17 protein-coding genes are annotated in these 20,481 nt (G+C 38.6%); 5 read left to right on the top strand and 12 right to left on the bottom strand.

Features of this window, described 5'->3' with window-relative positions; all coding sequences use genetic code 11:
• Position 1: 1 nt before the first annotated feature.
• The 3 genes from LIX50_RS02115 to hldE all read right to left on the bottom strand — a co-directional run bounded on the left by LIX50_RS02115 (position 2) and on the right by hldE (position 3,126).
• Positions 2 to 799 carry an ABC transporter permease gene (locus LIX50_RS02115; RefSeq protein WP_048952616.1) on the bottom strand — a complete coding sequence of 266 codons (798 nt, stop codon included), beginning with the start codon at positions 797 to 799 and terminating at the stop codon, positions 2 to 4.
• The gene (gene modA, locus LIX50_RS02110; protein ID WP_048952617.1) at positions 774 to 1,511 is read right to left on the bottom strand and encodes a molybdate ABC transporter substrate-binding protein; all 738 of its coding nucleotides are present in this window, start codon (positions 1,509 to 1,511) and stop codon (positions 774 to 776) included. The genes LIX50_RS02115 and modA overlap by 26 nt, the downstream gene beginning before the upstream one ends.
• 184 nt (positions 1,512 to 1,695) lie before the next feature.
• On the bottom strand, positions 1,696 to 3,126 hold the full coding sequence (hldE, locus tag LIX50_RS02105) for a bifunctional D-glycero-beta-D-manno-heptose-7-phosphate kinase/D-glycero-beta-D-manno-heptose 1-phosphate adenylyltransferase HldE (RefSeq protein ID WP_048952618.1): 1,431 nt from the start codon (positions 3,124 to 3,126) through the stop codon (positions 1,696 to 1,698).
• A 96-nt stretch (positions 3,127 to 3,222) separates the two neighbouring features.
• Here hldE and htrB point away from each other — a divergent pair, with 96 nt between their 5' ends.
• The 5 genes from htrB to hypA all read left to right on the top strand — a co-directional run bounded on the left by htrB (position 3,223) and on the right by hypA (position 10,133).
• Positions 3,223 to 4,158: a lipid A biosynthesis lauroyl acyltransferase HtrB gene (gene htrB / locus LIX50_RS02100; protein WP_048952619.1), complete on the top strand. Its 936-nt coding sequence runs from the start codon at positions 3,223 to 3,225 to the stop codon at positions 4,156 to 4,158.
• 73 nt (positions 4,159 to 4,231) lie between these two features.
• The gene (gene parE / locus LIX50_RS02095) at positions 4,232 to 6,130 is read left to right on the top strand and encodes a DNA topoisomerase IV subunit B (protein ID WP_048952620.1); all 1,899 of its coding nucleotides are present in this window, start codon (positions 4,232 to 4,234) and stop codon (positions 6,128 to 6,130) included.
• A 67-nt stretch (positions 6,131 to 6,197) separates the two neighbouring features.
• A complete protein-coding gene (gene parC / locus LIX50_RS02090) occupies positions 6,198 to 8,453 on the top strand; it encodes a DNA topoisomerase IV subunit A (RefSeq protein WP_048952621.1) in 2,256 nt (751 codons plus the stop codon).
• Positions 8,454 to 8,482: 29 nt separating this feature from the next.
• Positions 8,483 to 9,697, top strand: coding sequence for a sodium/glutamate symporter (gene gltS / locus LIX50_RS02085; protein ID WP_048952622.1), 1,215 nt, complete (start codon positions 8,483 to 8,485; stop codon positions 9,695 to 9,697).
• Positions 9,698 to 9,791: 94 nt separating this feature from the next.
• Positions 9,792 to 10,133 carry a hydrogenase maturation nickel metallochaperone HypA gene (gene hypA / locus LIX50_RS02080; protein WP_005633520.1) on the top strand — a complete coding sequence of 114 codons (342 nt, stop codon included), beginning with the start codon at positions 9,792 to 9,794 and terminating at the stop codon, positions 10,131 to 10,133.
• A 102-nt stretch (positions 10,134 to 10,235) separates the two neighbouring features.
• Here hypA and fdhF read toward each other — a convergent pair whose 3' ends face one another.
• The 9 genes from fdhF to bioA form a co-directional block, all read right to left on the bottom strand.
• Positions 10,236 to 12,389 carry a formate dehydrogenase subunit alpha gene (gene fdhF, locus LIX50_RS02075; RefSeq protein ID WP_080351508.1) on the bottom strand — a complete coding sequence of 718 codons (2,154 nt, stop codon included), beginning with the start codon at positions 12,387 to 12,389 and terminating at the stop codon, positions 10,236 to 10,238.
• A gap of 211 nt (positions 12,390 to 12,600) precedes the next feature.
• On the bottom strand, positions 12,601 to 13,746 hold the full coding sequence (locus LIX50_RS02070; RefSeq protein WP_048952623.1) for a 5-methyltetrahydropteroyltriglutamate--homocysteine S-methyltransferase: 1,146 nt from the start codon (positions 13,744 to 13,746) through the stop codon (positions 12,601 to 12,603).
• Between the two features lie 192 nt (positions 13,747 to 13,938).
• Positions 13,939 to 15,189, bottom strand: a complete 1,251-nt coding sequence (gene lolE, locus LIX50_RS02065) for a lipoprotein-releasing ABC transporter permease subunit LolE (protein WP_048952624.1) — start codon at positions 15,187 to 15,189, stop codon at positions 13,939 to 13,941.
• Positions 15,189 to 15,872, bottom strand: a complete 684-nt coding sequence (gene lolD, locus LIX50_RS02060) for a lipoprotein-releasing ABC transporter ATP-binding protein LolD (RefSeq protein ID WP_046939375.1) — start codon at positions 15,870 to 15,872, stop codon at positions 15,189 to 15,191. Before lolD ends, lolE begins: the two co-directional genes overlap by 1 nt.
• Positions 15,873 to 15,953: 81 nt before the next feature.
• Positions 15,954 to 16,595, bottom strand: a complete 642-nt coding sequence (gene bioD / locus LIX50_RS02055; RefSeq protein ID WP_048952625.1) for a dethiobiotin synthase — start codon at positions 16,593 to 16,595, stop codon at positions 15,954 to 15,956.
• A 12-nt stretch (positions 16,596 to 16,607) separates the two neighbouring features.
• Complete coding sequence (gene bioC / locus LIX50_RS02050) at positions 16,608 to 17,387, bottom strand: malonyl-ACP O-methyltransferase BioC (RefSeq protein WP_048952626.1); 780 nt, start codon at positions 17,385 to 17,387, stop codon at positions 16,608 to 16,610.
• Positions 17,375 to 18,022, bottom strand: a complete 648-nt coding sequence (locus tag LIX50_RS02045; RefSeq protein ID WP_048952627.1) for a DUF452 family protein — start codon at positions 18,020 to 18,022, stop codon at positions 17,375 to 17,377. The genes bioC and LIX50_RS02045 overlap by 13 nt, the downstream gene beginning before the upstream one ends.
• A gap of 9 nt (positions 18,023 to 18,031) precedes the next feature.
• Positions 18,032 to 19,174: an 8-amino-7-oxononanoate synthase gene (bioF, locus tag LIX50_RS02040; RefSeq protein ID WP_048952628.1), complete on the bottom strand. Its 1,143-nt coding sequence runs from the start codon at positions 19,172 to 19,174 to the stop codon at positions 18,032 to 18,034.
• Between the two features lie 8 nt (positions 19,175 to 19,182).
• Positions 19,183 to 20,472 carry an adenosylmethionine--8-amino-7-oxononanoate transaminase gene (gene bioA / locus LIX50_RS02035; RefSeq protein ID WP_048952633.1) on the bottom strand — a complete coding sequence of 430 codons (1,290 nt, stop codon included), beginning with the start codon at positions 20,470 to 20,472 and terminating at the stop codon, positions 19,183 to 19,185.
• Positions 20,473 to 20,481: the final 9 nt, after the last annotated feature.

Genomic DNA, 20,481 nt, shown 5'->3' with positions numbered 1-20,481 from the left:
ACTAAACAGCTCTATTAATCATCCGTAAAACTAGCAACAAACATGTAGAGATAAATAAAAGCCATAATGATGCACCAATAGCAATTTCAAAATCACCACTTGAAATATTCAAATAGACTGCCATAGGTAAAGTTTCAGCTTTAAATCGCGTTGCCCCTGCCAACATTAATGTGGCTCCGAACTCCCCTATTGCGCGAGACCAAGCTAAAACTGAAGCACAAACCAAAGGCTTCCAACACATCGGAATCTCTATTTTTATTAAGGTTTTAAAAGGTGATAAACCAAGACTATAAGATGCAAATCGATAACCTGATTCAAAGGAAGAAAAAATGCCACGAGTACTGCGCAATAAAATTGAACTCGCAACATAAGTTTGAGCAATAATGATTCCTATAGGGGAAAAAATCCATTTGCTTATAAAGGGAAGCAATTCAGCTAATATCCCTTGTGAACTAAAAAGTAGAAGCAAACTTAGTCCTGTAACTAATGGTGGCAAAACCATTGGTAAATCAAACAAAGTGTCAAAAAATGATTGAAAAGGCAACCGTACTTGACTCATTCGCCATGCTGATGGAACAGCAACACATAATGCTAATATCAAAGAAAAAAGAGATGTTGCCAATGACATTAGCAATGCAAAATGCAATTCGGAATTAAATAATATCTGTTGAAAAAAATAAAAATCTAATTTTGAGATCAAAGAAAACACTGATCCCATAACAACAAACAACAGTATTAATAGTGGGATCAGCGATAACTTTAAACTTAGACTATTATTTAGCTGGTAAGAAACCTTCATCAGTAAAATACTTCACCCCTTGAGGAGATTTAAAGAAATCAAATAACTGTTGAGCTTCTTTCGGATATTTAGAAGAAGAAAGTAGACCAATAGTAACTCTTTCTTCTGGTGTGCCTTTTGGACTTGGTAATAATTCAACCTTATCTCGAACTTTCCAAGCACCTGAACGACCTACTACAGCCGCATCTACATCACCATTTAGTAAATATAGCATTAATTGTTTTACCGTCGCAGCTTTCACAATAACTTTATCATTAAGTTGCTTTTGATATCCTGATAATTCAAACATTTTTTCAGCGCCTTTACCAAGAGCCATTGCTTTACTATCACCAATACCTAAACGTAATGAGCTTTCAGCTAATGCTTTAAAAGAATCAATTCCTGAAATTTTATCTTTACGAATAGCCATAACTGGAACATGTAATACTATTGTTCCTACATTGTTTACATCATTAGTTTTCTGTAATTTTGTAACATAATCCTCTGAGCCAGCTAAAAAAAGATCTCCGCTTTTTACCGTGTTATAACGAGCTAAAATCTGTCCAGAACCACCATATTCAACAGTTACTTTATTTCCTGTTTCTTGTTCATATTGGTGAATAATTTTTTCAACTGGATCCTTTAATCCAGCACCAGCATATAAATACAAATCTGCTGCTTGTGCAGAAAATGTAGTTAAAATCATTGAAGTTATCGCAACTAATTTTTTCATTTTCTCTCCTTATAAAATAAGTTTCAGTGAAAACTGATATATAATAGAGTATATAATGAATTATTCAAAAGATTTATTCAACCTTTAGTTTATAAATCAATCGATTTTTTCTAATTTCATGATAAGACACTAATTGACTTAATTTTTAAACAATAAAAAAAGTTGGGACTCCCCAACCTTTCACTTAATATTTCAATAATTTAATTTTTTCAATCACATTTGTTGTTGAACAACCATTTTCAAAGTTTAGCACTTTAACATCGCCGCCATTTGCCCAAACCTCTTTTGCGCCAGCAATCTCTTCGGGTTTGTAATCTCCGCCTTTAACTAAAAGATCTGGTAGAATTTCACCGATTAAACGCTGTGGTGTATCTTCAGTGAATGGCACCAACCAGTCCACGGATGCCAAACCAGCAAGCACAGCCATTCGAGTTTCAAGATTGTTAATTGGGCGACTATCACCTTTTAAGCGTTTAACGGAATCGTCGCTGTTTACCGCAACAATTAAACGATCGCCCAATTTACGTGCATTTTCTAAATAAGAAACATGCCCTGGATGCAAAATATCGAAACAGCCATTAGTCATCACAATTTTTTCACCGCGCGCTTTAGCTTGTGCGACAGCATCTTTTAATTCAGCTTCACTCATAATGCCAAATCCAGTGTCAGGGCGAGCATGAATAGCATTTTCAAGTTCCACAGTCGAAACAGTTGAAGTCCCTAATTTACCCACCACAATTCCAGCGGCTACATTGGCTAGGTAACAAGATTCTTCGAAAGAACGCCCATCTGCTAATGCCGTTGCTAATACGCTAATAACAGTGTCACCGGCGCCCGTCACATCAAACACTTCTTTTGCAACAGTTGGCAAATGATAAGGTTCTTGATTTGGGCGTAATAATGTCATGCCTTTTTCAGAACGCGTCACCAAAAGTGCGGTTAATTCAATATCAGAAATTAATTTTAAACCTTTCTCAATGATCTCTTCTTCTGTATTGCATTTACCCACAACGGCTTCAAATTCAGACATATTTGGTGTTAATAATGTCGCACCACGATAACGTTCAAAATCAGTTCCCTTTGGATCGATTAGCACAGGAACATTCGCTTTACGTGCAATTTGAATCATTTTCTGAACATCTTTAAGCGTGCCTTTACCATAATCAGAAAGAATTAAAGCACCGTAATTTTTCACCGCACTTTCTAACTTCGCTAATAAATCCTTGCAATCTACATTATTGAAATCTTCTTCAAAATCAAGGCGAAGTAACTGTTGGTGACGGGATAAAATACGTAATTTAGTAATAGTTGGATGGGTTTCTAATGCAACAAAATTACAATCGATTTTTTGTTTTTCTAATAAGTGGGAAAGCGCAGAACCAGTTTCATCTTGTCCAATCAATCCCATTAATTGAACTGGTACGTTGAGTGAAGCAATATTCATCGCTACATTGGCAGCACCACCCGCGCGCTCTTCATTTTCCTGTACACGAACCACTGGCACTGGTGCTTCTGGTGAAATACGGTTGGTTGCGCCAAACCAATAACGGTCAAGCATCACGTCGCCTAATACAAGTACTTTTGTTTGCTTAAATTCTGCTGAATATTGAGCCATTTTAAAATCTCTCTATTTGAATAACCAAAATTGTGGCGATTTTACCACAACTCAAATTTACGATAAACTACGCCCCTAACTTACGTGGAAAGAACAATGAAAAACGAAAAACTCCCTCAATTTCAACCGCACTTTTTAGCCCCAAAATACTGGCTGTTTTGGTTAGGCGTGGCAATTTGGCGAAGTATTTTATGTCTTCCCTATCCTATTTTGCGCCATATTGGTCATGGGCTAGGTTGGCTGTTTTCACATTTAAAAGTAGGCAAACGTCGAGCTGCCATTGCACGCCGTAATCTTGAACTTTGTTTCCCTCATATGCCTGAAAACGAGCGTGAGGCGATTTTGCACGAAAATCTTCGTTCAGTAGGCATGGCAATTATCGAAACAGGTATGGCTTGGTTTTGGTCGGATTCACGTATCAAAAAATGGTCGAAAGTTGAAGGCTTACATTATCTAAAAGAAAATCAAAAAGATGGAATTATTCTCGTCGGTGTTCATTTCTTAACGCTAGAACTTGGCGCACGCATCATTGGTTTACATCATCCTGGTATTGGGGTTTACCGCCCAAATGACGATCCAGCATTTGATTGGCTCCAAACACAAGGCCGTTTATGCTCTAATAAAGATATGCTTGATCGTAAAGATTTACGCGGAATGATCAAAGCCCTACGCAATGAAGAAACCATTTGGTATGCACCTGATCATGATTACGGCAGAAAAAATGCCGTTTTTGTACCATTTTTTGGGGTGCCCGATGCTTGCACAACCACTGGTAGTTATTATTTATTGAAATCCTCACAAAACAGCAAAGTGATTCCATTTGCGCCATTACGCAATAAAGATGGTTCAGGCTATACCGTGAGTATTTCAGCGCCTGTTGATTTTACAGATTTACAAGATGAAACGGCGATTGCTGCGCGAATGAATCAAATCGTTGAAAAGGAAATCATGAAGGGCATATCACAATATATGTGGCTACATCGCCGTTTTAAAACGCGCCCAGATGAAAATACGCCTAGTTTATACAATTAAAAGTGCGGTCGAATATCACCGCACTTTTTGATAGAATTTTCTCAAATTTAAAAAATTAACGACTCATCTAACCATGACAACCAATTATTCAGCTCAAGAAATTACCGTTCTTAAAGATCTCGAGCCGGTGCAAATTCGCCCCGGTATGTATACAGACACCACTCGTCCGAATCATCTTGCACAAGAAGTTATTGATAACAGCGTGGATGAGGCGCTTGCGGGTTTTGCTACAAAAATTGAAGTAATTTTACACCCAGATCAATCCATTGAAGTCACAGATAATGGTCGAGGTATGCCTGTGGATATTCATCCTACAGAAGGCGTTTCCGGCGTAGAGGTAATTCTGACTAAATTACATGCTGGTGGTAAATTCTCCAATAAAAATTATGAATTTGCCGGTGGTTTACACGGTGTGGGGATTTCTGTGGTGAATGCACTTTCTGAACGCGTGGATATTCAAGTCAAACGCAATGGTGAAGTGTATAAAATTGCCTTTGAAAACGGCAGTAAAGTAGAAGAATTGGAAGTTATTGGGACTTGTGGCAGACGCACAACGGGAACAACCGTTCACTTCAAACCAAATCCCAAATATTTTGACAGCGCAAAATTTTCCGTTAGCCGTCTACGCCATTTATTAAGAGCGAAAGCGGTACTCTGCTCAGGGCTTGAAATCAAATTTATTGATAAAGTAAACAATACTCAAGACATTTGGTTATATGAAGATGGTCTTTCCGATTACCTTATCGAAGCAGTTGATGGCTTTGAAACGCTTCCGGAAAAAGCATTCGTTGGTGAATTTAAAGGCACAAATGAAGCCGTTAGCTGGGCATTACTTTGGTTGCCAGAAGGAGGCGAGCTGATTGGCGAAAGCTATGTAAACTTAATTCCAACAATTCAAGGCGGAACACATGTTAATGGCTTACGCCAAGGTTTATTAGATGCCATTCGAGAATTTTGCGAATTTAGAAATCTATTACCACGCGGCGTAAAACTTACCGCTGATGATATTTGGGATCGTTGTTCTTACATTCTTTCCCTTAAAATGCAGGATGCACAATTCGCAGGGCAAACTAAGGAACGCTTATCATCACGCCAAAGTGCGGTGTTTGTCAGCGGTGTTTTAAAAGATGCGTTCAGTCTATGGCTAAATCAAAATGTACAAGACGCTGAAAAATTAGCAGAAATTGCAATCAGTTCTGCACAACGCCGATTACGCGCAGCAAAAAAAGTCGTGCGAAAAAAACTCGTTAGCGGCCCTGCATTACCGGGAAAATTAGCAGATTGCGGTTCACAGGATTTAGAAAAAACGGAATTATTTTTAGTGGAGGGCGACTCTGCGGGCGGTTCAGCAAAACAAGCGCGTGATCGCGAATATCAAGCTATTTTGCCGTTACGTGGAAAAATCTTAAATACATGGGAAGTGTCACCTGATCAAGTATTAGGTTCAACAGAAATTCACGATATCGCCGTGGCTCTAGGGATCGATCCTGATAGCAATGATTTATCACAACTTCGCTATGGTAAAGTATGTATTCTCGCGGATGCTGACTCCGATGGTCTGCATATTGCCACCCTACTCTGCGCCCTGTTCTTACGCCATTTTCCGAAATTGGTACAAGACGGTCACGTTTATGTGGCTATGCCACCACTTTATCGCATTGACTTAAATAAAGAAGTCTTCTACGCATTAGATGAAAGTGAAAAAGAGGCGATTTTAGATCGGTTGAAAAATAAAAAAGGCAAACCGAATGTTCAACGTTTTAAAGGTTTGGGTGAAATGAATCCATCGCAATTGCGTGAAACAACAATGGATCCTAACACTCGTCGCCTTGTTCAATTAACTTATGATTTAGAAGAAGACCAAGGTGCGAATACATTAGAACTCATGGATATGTTGTTAGCGAAAAAACGTTCCGAAGACCGTAAAAATTGGTTACAAGCGAAAGGCGATCAGGTTGATTTATCTGTTTAGACTAAATTAATCTCAGCAAATCCGAATTTCAATAAATTAAGAATATATTCAATTAACAGAAACCAAAATGACAAATATCAATTATGAAGGCATTGAGCAAATGCCTCTGCGTACCTTCACCGAAAGGGCTTATCTCAACTATTCCATGTATGTCATCATGGATCGTGCACTGCCTTTTATCGGAGATGGTTTAAAACCCGTTCAACGCCGCATTGTATATGCAATGTCTGAACTTGGCTTAAATGCCACGGCAAAATACAAAAAATCTGCCCGTACCGTTGGTGATGTACTCGGTAAATTCCATCCACATGGTGACAGCGCTTGTTATGAAGCGATGGTGTTAATGGCACAACCTTTCTCTTATCGTTATCCGCTTGTAGATGGTCAAGGTAACTGGGGGGCGCCAGATGATCCAAAATCCTTCGCTGCCATGCGTTATACGGAATCGCGCCTATCTAAAATCTCTGAAATCTTGCTGAGTGAACTCGGCCAAGGAACAGTAGATTATCAACCAAACTTTGATGGAACCTTGGCCGAACCACAATATTTACCGGCTCGTTTACCTCATATTTTATTGAACGGTACAACAGGCATTGCAGTGGGTATGGCAACAGATATTCCACCACACAATATTAACGAAATTGCTGATGCGGCAGTAATGTTGCTAGATAATCCTAAAGCGGGATTAGATGATGTACTTGAAATTGTTCAAGGCCCAGATTTTCCAACAGAAGCGGAAATTATTTCGCCCAAATCAGAAATTCGTAAAATCTATGAGCAAGGCCGTGGCTCAATAAAAATGCGTGCAACTTGGAAAAAAGAAGACGGTGAGATTATTATCTCTGCGCTTCCACATCAATCTTCACCATCCAAAGTTATTGCACAAATAGCCGAACAAATGACGGCAAAAAAACTGCCAATGCTAGAAGATATTCGTGATGAAGCCGATCACGAAAATCCAATTCGAATTGTGCTAGTTCCTCGCTCAAATCGCGTCGATACTGATGCGTTAATGGCACATTTATTTGCTACCACAGATCTTGAAAAAAGCTACCGTGTAAATATGAATATGATCGGGCTTGATCATAAACCTGCGGTAAAAGGTTTATTAGAAATCTTAAATGAATGGCTTGCCTTCCGACGTACAACCGTGACTCGTCGTCTTCAATATCGTTTGGATAAAGTGCTCTCTCGCTTACATATTTTAGAAGGTTTGATGATAGCCTTTTTAAATATTGATGAGGTTATCGATATTATACGTCATGAAGATGATCCAAAAGCAGAGCTGATGGCACGCTTTAATTTAAGCGATGAACAAGCCGATGCAATTTTAAATTTACGCTTACGTCATTTAGCGAAATTAGAAGAAAACCAACTCAAAGCTGAACAAGATGAACTTGAAAAAGAGCGGTTAAATTTAGAAGCAATTTTAGGATCAGAACGCCGTTTGAATACGCTTATCAAAAAAGAAATTCAAGAAGATGCGAAAAAATATGCCAGTCCACGTATGTCTCAACTGGTCGAACGTGAAGAAGCCAAAATGATCTCTGAAAGTGACATGACACCAGCAGAGCCTGTCACTGTCATCTTATCAGAAATGGGTTGGGTACGTTGCGCCAAAGGACACGATATTGATCCTAAATCATTGAGCTACAAAGCGGGTGATAATTATCGAGCTCATGCTTGTGGCAAGAGTAATCAAGCCGTTGTATTCATTGATAGTACGGGGCGAAGTTATGCACTCGATCCGCTTTCATTACCTTCCGCGCGTTCGCAAGGTGAACCACTTACAGGTAAACTAAATTTACCCGCTGGTGCGACCATTGAATATGTCGTAATGGCGAGTGAACAGCAAGAATTATTGATGGCTTCTGATGCGGGTTATGGTTTTATTTGTAAATTTGAGGATTTAATTGCACGTAATAAAGCAGGAAAAGCCTTGATTTCTTTACCAGAAAATGCCAAAGTGATGGAGCCTAAGACGCTGGCGAATGCCACCGCACTTGTTGTTGCTATGACATCCGCTGGCAGAATGTTGATTTTCCCGGCAAAAGATTTACCGGCATTATCAAAAGGCAAAGGCAATAAAATTGTGACAATTCCTGCCGAAAATGCAAAAGAGCGCGGTGAATTGTTAGTGAAATTATTGCTTATTTCAGATCAAGCAAGTCTTGAATTTCATTCCGGAAAACGAAAAATTGTATTAAAACCGGAAGATCTGCAGAAGTTCCGTGCTGAACGAGGCAGAAAAGGTTCGACATTACCACGTGGATTACATACCAATGTTGAAATAGTAGTAATCGAACCGCAACACAACACATAATTTAAACACAACATAGGGAGATCCAATTTATGAGTCATACATTTAGCACGTATGAAACCCTTGCTCTAGCAAGCTTAGTCTTGCTCTTGGGTTATTTTCTCGTTAAACGAATCAGCATCTTAAAAACATTCAACATTCCAGAACCGGTTGTTGGTGGTTTTATTGTTGCCATTGGTCTTTTAATTTGGAATAAAGTTGACGGAACATCCTTTAACTTCGATAAGAATTTGCAAACTACCATGATGTTAGTGTTCTTCACTTCCATTGGTTTAAGTGCAAACTTTTCCCGTTTAATTAAAGGCGGAAAACCACTTATCGTATTTTTATTCGTCGCTGGTTTGCTAATTATTTGCCAAAATGTTATCGGTGTCGTAGGTTCATTAGCATTAGGTATCCACCCAGCATACGGTTTATTAGCGGGTTCTGTCACATTAACTGGCGGTCATGGAACTGGCGCAGCATGGGCAGATACATTCGTTCACCAATTTAATCTACAAGGCGCGACTGAAATCGCGATGGCATGTGCAACCTTTGGTTTAGTCTTTGGTGGTATCATTGGTGGCCCTGTTGCGCGTTTCTTATTAAATCGTCAAAAACAAGGTGAAAACCCTGAAAATGATGAAGTAGATGATATTCAAGAGGCTTTTGAACATCCAACTTACAAACGTAAAATTACTTCACGTTCGTTAATTGAAACTATTGCAATGATGTCTATCTGTTTGCTTATCGGCCAATATTTAGATGCACAAACAAAAGGCACCGCATTCCAATTACCAACATTCGTATGGTGTTTATTTACCGGTGTAATTATCCGCAATATTTTAACCAATATCTTCCGTTTCCAAGTGGCTGATTCGGCTATTGATGTATTAGGTAGCGTGGGTTTATCTATCTTCTTAGCTATTGCCCTAATGTCATTAAAACTTTGGGAACTTGCAGGTTTAGCGGTAGATGTATTAATCATCCTTGCAGTACAAGTTGTCTTTATGGCGGTATTTGCAATTTATGTTACTTATCGCGCAATGGGTAAAGATTATGATGCGGTTGTATTAAGCTCTGGTCACTGTGGTTTCGGTTTAGGTGCAACCCCAACAGCCGTTGCAAATATGCAAGCCATTACCAGCCGTTTTGGGCCATCACACAAAGCATTTTTAATCGTTCCAATGGTCGGTGCATTCTTTATCGACTTAATCAACGCTGCGCTATTAAAAGTCTCATTTGCAGTTGTAAATATGCTCGTGTAGAGTGCGGTTGAAATTGACAATGTTTTAGAGAAATGCCTTTATCTTGAATTGATAAAGGCATTTGTTTTAAGGAAGAAAAACAAAAGGAAAAACTATGCACGAATTATCTCTTTGTCAAAATATGCTGGAAATAGTAGAACAACAATGTAAAAGTCACGATATAAAAAAAGTTACGGATCTGTGGCTGGAAATTGGCGCGCTCTCTTGTGTAGAACCTGACGCATTGGAATTCTGTTTTGATATAACCTTTCAAGGTACGGCTGCTGAAGGCTGTAAACTACATCTGATTCCTATTGCAGCGCAAGCCTGGTGTTGGCAGTGTCAAAAATTAGTTGAGATACAAGCTCATCATGATTCTTGTCCAAATTGTGGCAGCATACACTTGCAACGACAAAGCGGTGATGAATTACGTATTAAAGAAATTGCCTTTGAATAAACCCTCTTTTTAACATTTCAAATATTCTTACCCATATCATATTTCATTAGATATAAAAAAGGACAGGCATAAAGCCTGTCCTAATCATGATAAATATGATAATTAAGCCACAAGTGCGGTTTCTTTTAAGCGTGATTTGAGCTTAGTATATTCAGTTACAACATAGTGCTCAGCCCAACGTTGATCTTCAATTTTTTCGATACGCACCGCGCTGTATTTATATTCCGGAGTACGAGATCCCGGATTTAAATGTTCAGCAGTGAGTTCGTTACATTTTCCGATCCACCATTGGTAAGTCATATAACACGCACCTTTATTAGTACGAGAACTTACATCAGCACGAGATATAACTTTACCACGAGATGAAGAAATCCAAACAAGCTCATTATTCTTAATGCCTAAAGCTTTCGCATCTTGGTCGTTCATTTGAACAAATCCTGGCTCATCAGCCAATGCAGCAAGTGCACGGCAGTTACCCGTCATTGAACGGCAAGAATAGTGACCAACTTCGCGCACAGTAGAAAGCACTAATGGATATTCTTCAGAAACTTCTTCCATTGGTGGTTCCCAATCGCAAGCAAAGAATTCAGCTTTACCATTTGGACGGTCGAAGATTTGACCTTCATATAAGTATGTAGTGCCTTGATCTTCAGGGCCTTCATCTGTACATGGCCATTGAATATAACCCAAGCCTTCCATTTTCTCGTAAGTTGCACCTTTATAAATTGGGCAAAGCTCACGCAACTCATCCCAAATTTCTTTGGTATTGTTGTAATGCATTGGATAACCCAAAGCCTGTGCCATAAGACTAATGATTTCCCAGTCGTCTTTCACATCACCAACAGGATCTACCGCTTTATAGAAACGTTGGAAACCACGGTCAGCTGCACTATAAACACCTTCGTGTTCAGCACAAGATGTTGCTGGTAAAATCACATCCGCTTCTGCTGCCGTTTGAGTCATAAAGATATCTTGAACAATAATAAACTCAAGATCTTTAAAAGTTTGTTTCATGGCATTCAAATCAGGTTCAGTTTGTAAAGTATCTTCACCCATAATATAGAATGCTTTGAGTTTACCTTCTGCCACTGCATGTGGCACTTCACTCAATGGTACACCTGGTTTGGTTGGAATAGATGGTACGCCCCATGCTTTCGCAAATTTAGCGTTGATTTCTGGATCCGCATAGCTTTGATAACCAGGTAAAGTATTATATAAAGCCCCCATGTCACATGCGCCTTGTACGTTGTTTTGCCCACGCACAGGGTTTACACCAACATTTGGTTTACCTAAGTTACCAGTAAGCATTGCCAAGCTTGCCAACGCACGTACAGTTTCCACACCTTGACGGAACTGACATACCCCCATACCCCATAGAATTGTCGCAGTTTCAGCTTTCGCATAAGTGCGGGCAATTTCTCTCAACATTTCAGGCTCAATGCCAGTGATATGTTGAGTTGATTCAGGTGTATAAGCTTTTACAGTTTCATAGAACGCATCGAAATTTTCGGTATGTTCATCGATGAATTTTTGATCTTGTAATCCTTCTTCAAGAATCACGTTCATCATTGCATTCAAAAATGCGACATTGCTACCATTGGCAAGAGGCGCATAAATGTCAGCAATACGAGCGGTTTCAATTTTACGAGGATCACAAACAATAATCTTCGCCCCTTTTGCTTTTGCGTGGTTAATACGACGCGCCACAATAGGGTGAGACGTTGAGGCATTATAGCCAAAGATAAATACGCATTTAGTGTCTTCAATCTCAACAATTGAGTTGGACATCGCGCCGTTACCGACCGATTTGAGCAGACCTGTTACAGAAGGGCCGTGTCATACGCGCGCACAACAGTCAATGTTGTTATTACCTAATACCGCACGAGCAAATTTTTGCATAACGAAATTCACTTCGTTACCTGGTCCACGAGAAGAACCCGTTACCATAATTGACTCGTTACCATATTTTTCTCTAATTTCCTGTAGACGTTTTGCAGAATAGGAAATAGCTTCTTCCCAGCTCACTGGCGTGAACGGCTCGCCACGTTTGTAGCGAATCATCGGTTGAGTTAGGCGAGGAGTGAGGATTTTTGTATCATGCACAAAATCCCAGCCATAATATCCTTTCAGGCAAAGCTCCCGTTCGTTTGTTTTACCGTTTGCACCTTCAGCACCCACAATTTTGTTGTTTTCAACCAATAGATTGATCTTACAACCTGAAGCGCAATACGGACAGACAGTAATCACTTTTTTAATTGCCATAATAATGTCCTTATTGTAGATAACCAGAATGAATTAATCATTCCGAGTAATATAATACGACTAAATAAGAAAAATAGTCTTATTAATTTTATGGTTTTCTTGATATAGAACAGGTTTTAAGCAATTTTTTAGAATATTTAAAACAAGTAAAAAAATAGCCGCACTTTATGCGGCTATTTTTATATAACATTGGAAATAAATATATTTATTTTCCCCAGACCTCTTCAGCGATGTCACGGATAAACTCTAATTTTTTCCATTGTTGTTCTTCAGTTAAAATATTGCCTTCTTCTGTAGAAGCAAAACCACATTGAGGACTTAAACAAAGCTGATTAATATCGACATATTGTCTTGCTTCCTTAATGCGTGCAATAATTTCATCACGATTCTCTAAGTCACCTGATTTGGATGTCACTAATCCTAGAACAACTTGCTGATTTTTAATAAAACGTAACGGTTTAAAATCACCCGCACGATCACTATCATATTCTAAGAAGAAACCATCTACATTACAGTGGCCAAATAAGATTTCTGCTATAGGTTCATAACCACCAGCAGAGAACCAAGTAGAACGGAAATTACCTCGACAAATATGCATTGTAATAGCTAGATCAGCTGGTTTAGCAGCAACAATTTTATTAATCATATAGACATAATCTTTTGCGATTTGATCAAGATCTAAACCTCGCTCTGTATAGGCCTTGCGTTTATCTTCAGCACAAAACTCACCCCAACTTGTATCATCCAATTGCAAATTGCGACAGCCTGCAGCATAGAAGATATTCATTGCTTTAATATAAGCATCAGCAATATCATCAAGTAATAATTGATTATTATCTTGATAACGTGCAATAGGATGATAATCTGTTTCACGTACTGTACAAATTAAATGCAACATGGAAGGAGAAGGAATGGTTAATTTTACTTCTGTTTCACCTGAAATTTTTTGTAAAGCACGATAATGTACTATGAATGGATGATTCTCAGAAAAATCAATTTTATCAACAATACGTAAAGTTTTTGGGCGGACACTATGATGCTTAAATTGTACCGAAAATTTTTCTACATCCACTTCTTTTACACCATCTAAAGCGGCTAAGAAGTCAAGATGCCAGAAAGTTCGACGAAACTCCCCATCTGTTACAGCAGATAATCCCACTGACTTTTGATGCTCAACTAATTTTGAAATTTCACTATCTTCTACTTGAGTTAAGTCGGCGCAAGAAATGTCGCCACAGCTACATTGATGGCGTGCTTGTTTTAATGTTTCTGGGCGTAAAAAGCTCCCGACAATATCAAAACGATAAGGGGCTTGAGTTCGAATTTTGGCATTTGGAAATAATTTGCTCATGATGCTTTCCTATAATTAAATTTTAAATGAAATGCGGCCGATTCTAACAAAGAATATCTAGCGATTGAAGTTTTAGCCATCTAGATATGTATGAATTTTCTTATGGTTTTAAGAAATAAATTTCATATAAGTAATTGAAAGCAGATTCTTACAATATTAAAAATACCGCACTTTCATGCGGTATTCACAAAATTAATGGCTACTTAATACTTGAGCTGGTTGTAATTTAGCGGCCCTACTTGCTGGATAAAGACTAGCAATTAAACTCAATGCAAGCGCTGCAACTAAAACCATCAAAACATCCAACCAATGTAACTCGCTTGGCAAAAAATCGACAAAATACACATCGCCCGATAACAATTTCTTACCGATAACCCACTCAATGCCTTGAATAAAAGTTGTCAGATTTAATGCAAGTATAATGCCTAACACAATACCAATTAAGCAACCTTTCATTCCAGCCTGTAAGCCATACCAAATAAAAATACGTTTAATGAAAGCATTATTCGCTCCAAGCGTGCGCATAATGGCAATATCGCCCTGCTTATCTTTTACCGCCATAATCAGCGTAGAAACAATATTAAAACATGCCACCCCAATCACGAGCACCATCGCGATGTACATCACTGTTCGGATAAGCTGAATATCACGATACATATAACCAAATTTACCAATCCAGTTTTGAATATAAAGCATCTGCGGATAATCATTAAGCATAGATAAATCCAAATTTTTTACAGAAAAAGGATCATCTAATTTCAATTCAACCCCTGTTATTTGATCAGATTTATAAGTTAAAAATTCTTGTGCTTGAGCAAGCGACAATAAAGCATAACTGTAATCAAGTTGCCCATCTAAACGCAAAATTGCTGTGACTTGCACACGTTCACGAGTTGGTTGAGCAAGTTGTTCATCGCCGTTTTGCTGAGAAATAAGTAAGGTAACCCAATCACCTGCTTTTACATCGAGTTCTCTAGCAATACCCGATCCCAAGACTAATCCGCCTTCTTTCCCAAATTTATCCCAGCCTTGCTCTTGTACGAAATTACCAAGAGAGCTCACACGATCTTCTGCTTGTTTTTCAATGCCCTTCACCTGAACTACTTTCAGTTTTGAGCCATTTTCTACCAATGCAGTAAAACTAACAAAAGGGGAAATACCTTTAATTTGGGCATTTTGTTGTAAGCGTTTTTCCAAATTTAGCCAATGGTGAATGGTTGGATCCGTCGCATTGGGCGCAGATAAAATCTCTGCATGTGGAACCACAGCAAGAATTCGTTGATTAAGCTCACGCTCAAAACCATTCATCGCACTTAAACCAACAATTAAAACGGCAACACCCAATGCAATGCCAATTGCAGAAAATTTTGCAATTAACGCAACTAAAGGATTTTTCTGCTTACCTCGTTGATAACGCCAACTAATGAAAAAAGGCGTATTCATTATGCACCTTCCTTCAAAATGCCGTCTTGCATCACTAAACGGCGTGATAATTTTTCAGCAAGCCCCATATCATGAGTGACTAATAAAAAAGCGATATTTTGCTCTTGATTAAGTTGTTGAATAAGTTCAAAAATGCTTTCTGTGGTTTTATGATCGAGATTTCCTGTGGGCTCATCCGCCAAAACTAACGATGGATTATTCACTAAAGCCCGCGCAATCGCCACACGCTGACGTTCCCCTCCAGAAAGCGCTGATGGACGATGCGTAATTCTATGGCTTAAGCCCACCGCACTTAGCATTTTTTCAGCACGATCTTTCGCTTCTGTTTTATTTTGATGACCAATCAACATCGGCATCATCACATTTTCAAGTGCGGTAAAATCCGCCATTAAATGATGGAATTGATACACAAATCCTAAATAACGATTACGCAAAGCCGCTAATTCATTAGCCGATGCTTTTTGCAAGGATTGCCCATTAATAAACACTTCCCCACTACTTGGCTGATCAAGGCCCCCTAAAGTATGCAATAAAGTACTTTTCCCTGAACCTGAACTCCCCACAATCGCAACCAACTCTGCAGGTTCCATAGAAAAAGAAACGCCTTTTAACACTTGCGTTTGATTTTCACCTTCTTGGTAAAATTTATTGATATTTTCGCATTTTAATAAATAGTTATTCATTTTTTACTCGTTTTAACCGCACTTTAGCAGCAAATCATCTCATTAAAAACTGGCGCGAGTCTATCACACTTTTCCCTAAGCTTAAATTTCAATTCGCCCAAAGTATTCAAATCCCGTTTCAGGAAAATATTTTTTAAGATAACCCTTTAAATAACCTTGCGTCTCTTGACTAATGATAGGATCGTATTCTGGATAACCGTTATACATTACGCTTAGTACTGACACACCATAAGAACGACAGGCCTCCAAACTTAATAATGTGTGGTTAATACTACCTAATTTTCCCGATGTCACTAAAATCAAAGGGTAATTATTTGACTGGGTATAATCTAACGTCGTCGCATCGTCACAATAAGGCACCATTAATCCTCCCGCTCCCTCCAACAATACATAATCATATTTTTCTGCCAAAAGTGCGGTTGATTTTTTAATAATTTTTTCATTAATTTCTCGCCCTTCGAGCTTTGCCGCTAAATGAGGAGAACAAGGATATTCAAAAAGATAAGGGCAGGTGTCGCCTTGTAAATCTTCTTCCGTCAAATCAATACCTTGAATCTTTCGATGTACAAGCAAATCATCAGCGATATTTTTACAGCCTGTTTGAATCATTTTTTGTGTAATAACGGAAAAGCCTTGTTCCATCAACTTTTTAGCATAAATGCCTGTTGCAACCGTTTTACCTACATCGGTATCAATGCCCGATACAAAAATAACCTTGCCCATAAATACGCCTTACTAATTTCCAGCACGAGAATAACGTGCGATAAAAAACAATGGATGATAAGTTAACCGCACTTTACCCGATGGCAAACTAAAAGCCTTCAAGTAATCATCAATAAATTTGTTGAGATTCTTTCTTGTCCAATTTTTCTGGTTAGTCGCTGTCACACCGGTATATTTCAGATGTTTGAGTACATCCAATGGCGTATCAAACTCTAGTATTACAGTAAAATCGTCACACCATAAAAGCTCAAAATTATTGGCTAACCAATTTTGCCATTGAGATAAATTATGATAACTTAACCCCACATTCGTCATTTGGCGTATCTCTTTTAAATTATCTTCACCAAAGCTCGTAATTGCCAATAAACCATTAGGTTTCAATCCTGTTTTACAATGGGAAATAAAATTGTCAGGATGATGAAACCACTGAACGGCTGATGCACTAGCAATCAAGTCAAATCGTCGTTGAAAATGAAAGTTCTCTGCATCACCACAATAAAAATCAAAGGGTTGAATCAGCTTTTCAGTGAGTAGAGCGCGCACATCGCACAAATCATTAAATAACCAATAATTGGCTGAAATCTGTTTTTGCAACAATGAACTCAATATACCAGACCCGCAACCAAGCTCCAAAACACTATCTAGTGACCCATTTGGTAAATAGTCTTGCAAATGTGTCATTAACTTAATATTCATTTTTTGTTGAATTAATGCATGTTCATCATAGCTATTTAAGGCTTTTTGGAAGGCGTGTTGAATACGCGATTTATCTACGGAAGTTAATGATTCCATAATGCCGACCAGTGGGTAAATCTTGAAAACACATAATGCTCACCCTCTATTTCCTGAACGGCACAACGCGATGCCCAATATTGGTGCTGATTAGCTGGCGCAAAAATTTTATCGCGAGAACTAACCCATGCATTTGTCCAGTTAATAAAATCTGTGCGTTTATCCTGCTGAATCATCGCAAAAAGTGCGGTGAGTTCTTGATGAATTTCGTTAAATGGTCGTGCAGAAAATTGCTGATAACGTTCAAAAGATACTTTGTCACCACAGATTCTACGTTCAAATTTTGAACGAGTATTTTCTGTAAGATTATCTAACGTACCTTTAAAAATAGCATAAGGAATACCGAAGCTATCATCACAAGGTAAAGCTGTTCCATTCACTGCTGTGGCAGATTGTAAGGTGATTCCTTGTAATACTCGCTCTGCCACCCAAACACCCATTGACCATGCCACTACACGAATTTGCTGATAGGCAGAAAAATCAAAATCTAACTTCAAATCTTGATAATCATAGCAAATTAATAAATCATGATCTGTTGGCAAAATCAAATGAGCCACAGCATCAAGAGGTGTTCCCCAGCCAGCAAAATAAACTATTAAATGCTCACCTTGATGATCATAAAATTTCGTTTTCACATTATTTCCTTATAAGCATGACACAAACTGTTTTACTTCATCCATTGTCATATCTGCCGTCAAAGACAATCGTATTCTGGATGTACCTTTTGGTACTGTCGGTGGCCTAATCGGCAAGCAATAATAACCTTGCTCTTGCAGATCTTTCGCCTTGGTAAGGGTTGTTTCGTTCTCACCTAAAATATAGGGAACGATGCAAGTTTGGCTTGGCATTATTTGGGTTCTATGCTCCACTTCTTGACGTAAAAATACACTTAACTGCTCAAGATGCGTTCTTTCTTTTGAAAGTTGTGGTAATCGTTCAAAAATAAAATGAGTCCAGGTCACATTAAATGGCGGAAGTGCGGTTGAAAAAATCAATGGACGCATTTGATTAATTAAACACTCTTTTAATATTTGATCACAGACGACATAAGCCCCCATTGAAGCTAAGGCTTTGCCAAAAGTGCCAACCAATAAATCTATATCAGCTATCACATTAGCTCGTTCGGCAATACCTAATCCATTTTTACCGTAAACGCCTATTGCATGGGCTTCATCCACATAAAGATAAGTATTGGGAAACTGTTTTTTTAATTGAACAAGATACTTCAAATCAGCTATATCGCCATCCATACTAAAAACGGACTCTGTCACAATAAAAGTGCGGTCAAATTTTCCAGCATTTTTTTCGAGCAGATTTTTTAGATGTTCATAATCATTATGACGATAACGAAAGAACTCACATTGGCTTAAACGAATGCCATCAATCATGCTCGCATGCACTAATTTATCTGCCAAAATTAAACTTTTTGTTGTCGTCAACGCTGGTAAAATACCAAGATTGGCGTGATAACCACTGTTAAATAATAAAGCACTTTCTCGTTGGAAATGTTGAGCAATAAGCAGCTCAAGATCGGTATAAACAGGAAAACTTCCCGTTAATAAACGAGACGAAGAACTGGTAAAAGAAGGGAAATTATCGCCATATTGCTGTAAAAAAGACTGGCGCAAATTTTCATTTGATGCCAAACCTAAATAATCATTAGATGACATATTCAACATTTTGCGATTTTCTCGCGTAATATATCGTCCTTGATGAACTAAGTCTGGAATTGAACGATATTGATTTTTTGCGCTAAGCTGTTCCAGTTGCTGTTTAAAAGCATCCATTTTTTATCCTAATGTTCATATTCCTGAATTAAAGCCAGAATCATGCCTTCCGTTAATTTCTGAAGTTCATCATCTTTAATCACAAAGGGTGGCATAACATAAACCAATTTTCCGAAAGGTCGAATCCAAACACCTTGTTCCACAAAACGTGGGACCAAAGTTTTCATATTTACCGCACTTTTCATTTCAACCACCCCAATCGCCCCTAATACGCGAACGTCTTTTACATAATCTTTTTCAGCTAAAGGTGAAAGCTGTTGTTTTAAGGAAGATTCAATTCGCTGAATATTTTGCTGCCAAGGGCTTTCCAACAATAAACGGATAGATTCTGCAGCAATCGCACAAGCCAACGGATTTGCCATAAAAGTGGGTCCATGCATAAAACATTTAGCCTCACCGCGACAAATAGTGTGCGCAATTTCAGTAGTCGTAATGGTTGCCGATAAAGTTAAATAACCACCGGTTAAGGCTTTACCGATACACATAATATCTGGCGAAATCCCAGCATGCTCGGCAGCAAATAATTTCCCGGTGCGGCCAAAACCTGTAGCAATTTCATCAAAAATTAGCAATACACCATATTGTTTACAAAGCGCTTGCGCTTTCACTAAATAAATTGGCGAATAAAAATACATGCCGCCCGCACCTTGCACGACAGGCTCTAAAATAAGTGCGGCGATTTCGCTCCCTTTTTTCTTAAGTAAATCAGCTAAAGGTTCCATCACACAATCATTCCAAGATTCATTAAATGGAATATTGGGTTGAGGGAGGAAATATTGTACGGGCAGGCTATGATGAAATAAATGATGCATCCCTGTGGTTGGATCACACACCGACATCGCATTCCAAGTATCGCCATGATAGCCCGAACGGATGGTGGCGAATTTTTGTCGTTGTACTTCCCCTTTAGCGTGCTGATATTGAATAGCCATTTTCATCGCCACTTCAACTGCAACTGAACCACTATCAGCAAAGAAAATTTTATCTAGCCCTTCCGGCAAGATCTCTACCAATAATTTCGCTAATTCCACCGCCGGCTCATGTGTAAATCCGCCAAACATAATATGGCTCATTTTTGCCAACTGATTCTGTGCCGCTGCATTTAAACGAGGGTGATTATAACCATGCAGTGCCGCCCACCAAGAAGACATGCCATCAATCAAACGACGACCATCTTTTAAGGTTATTATCACGCCATCTGCACGTTCTACCGCATAAAGCGGCATATCAGAAGAAACTGAAGAATAAGGATGCCAAATATGTTGTGTATCAAAAGCTAAAATTGATTGTTCATCCATCATTCATTT

Source organism: Haemophilus sp. Marseille-P9675, from assembly GCF_916862695.1.
GTDB classification, from domain to species: domain Bacteria; phylum Pseudomonadota; class Gammaproteobacteria; order Enterobacterales; family Pasteurellaceae; genus Haemophilus; species Haemophilus haemolyticus_K.
This window is presented reverse-complemented; position numbering and strand designations above follow the sequence as displayed.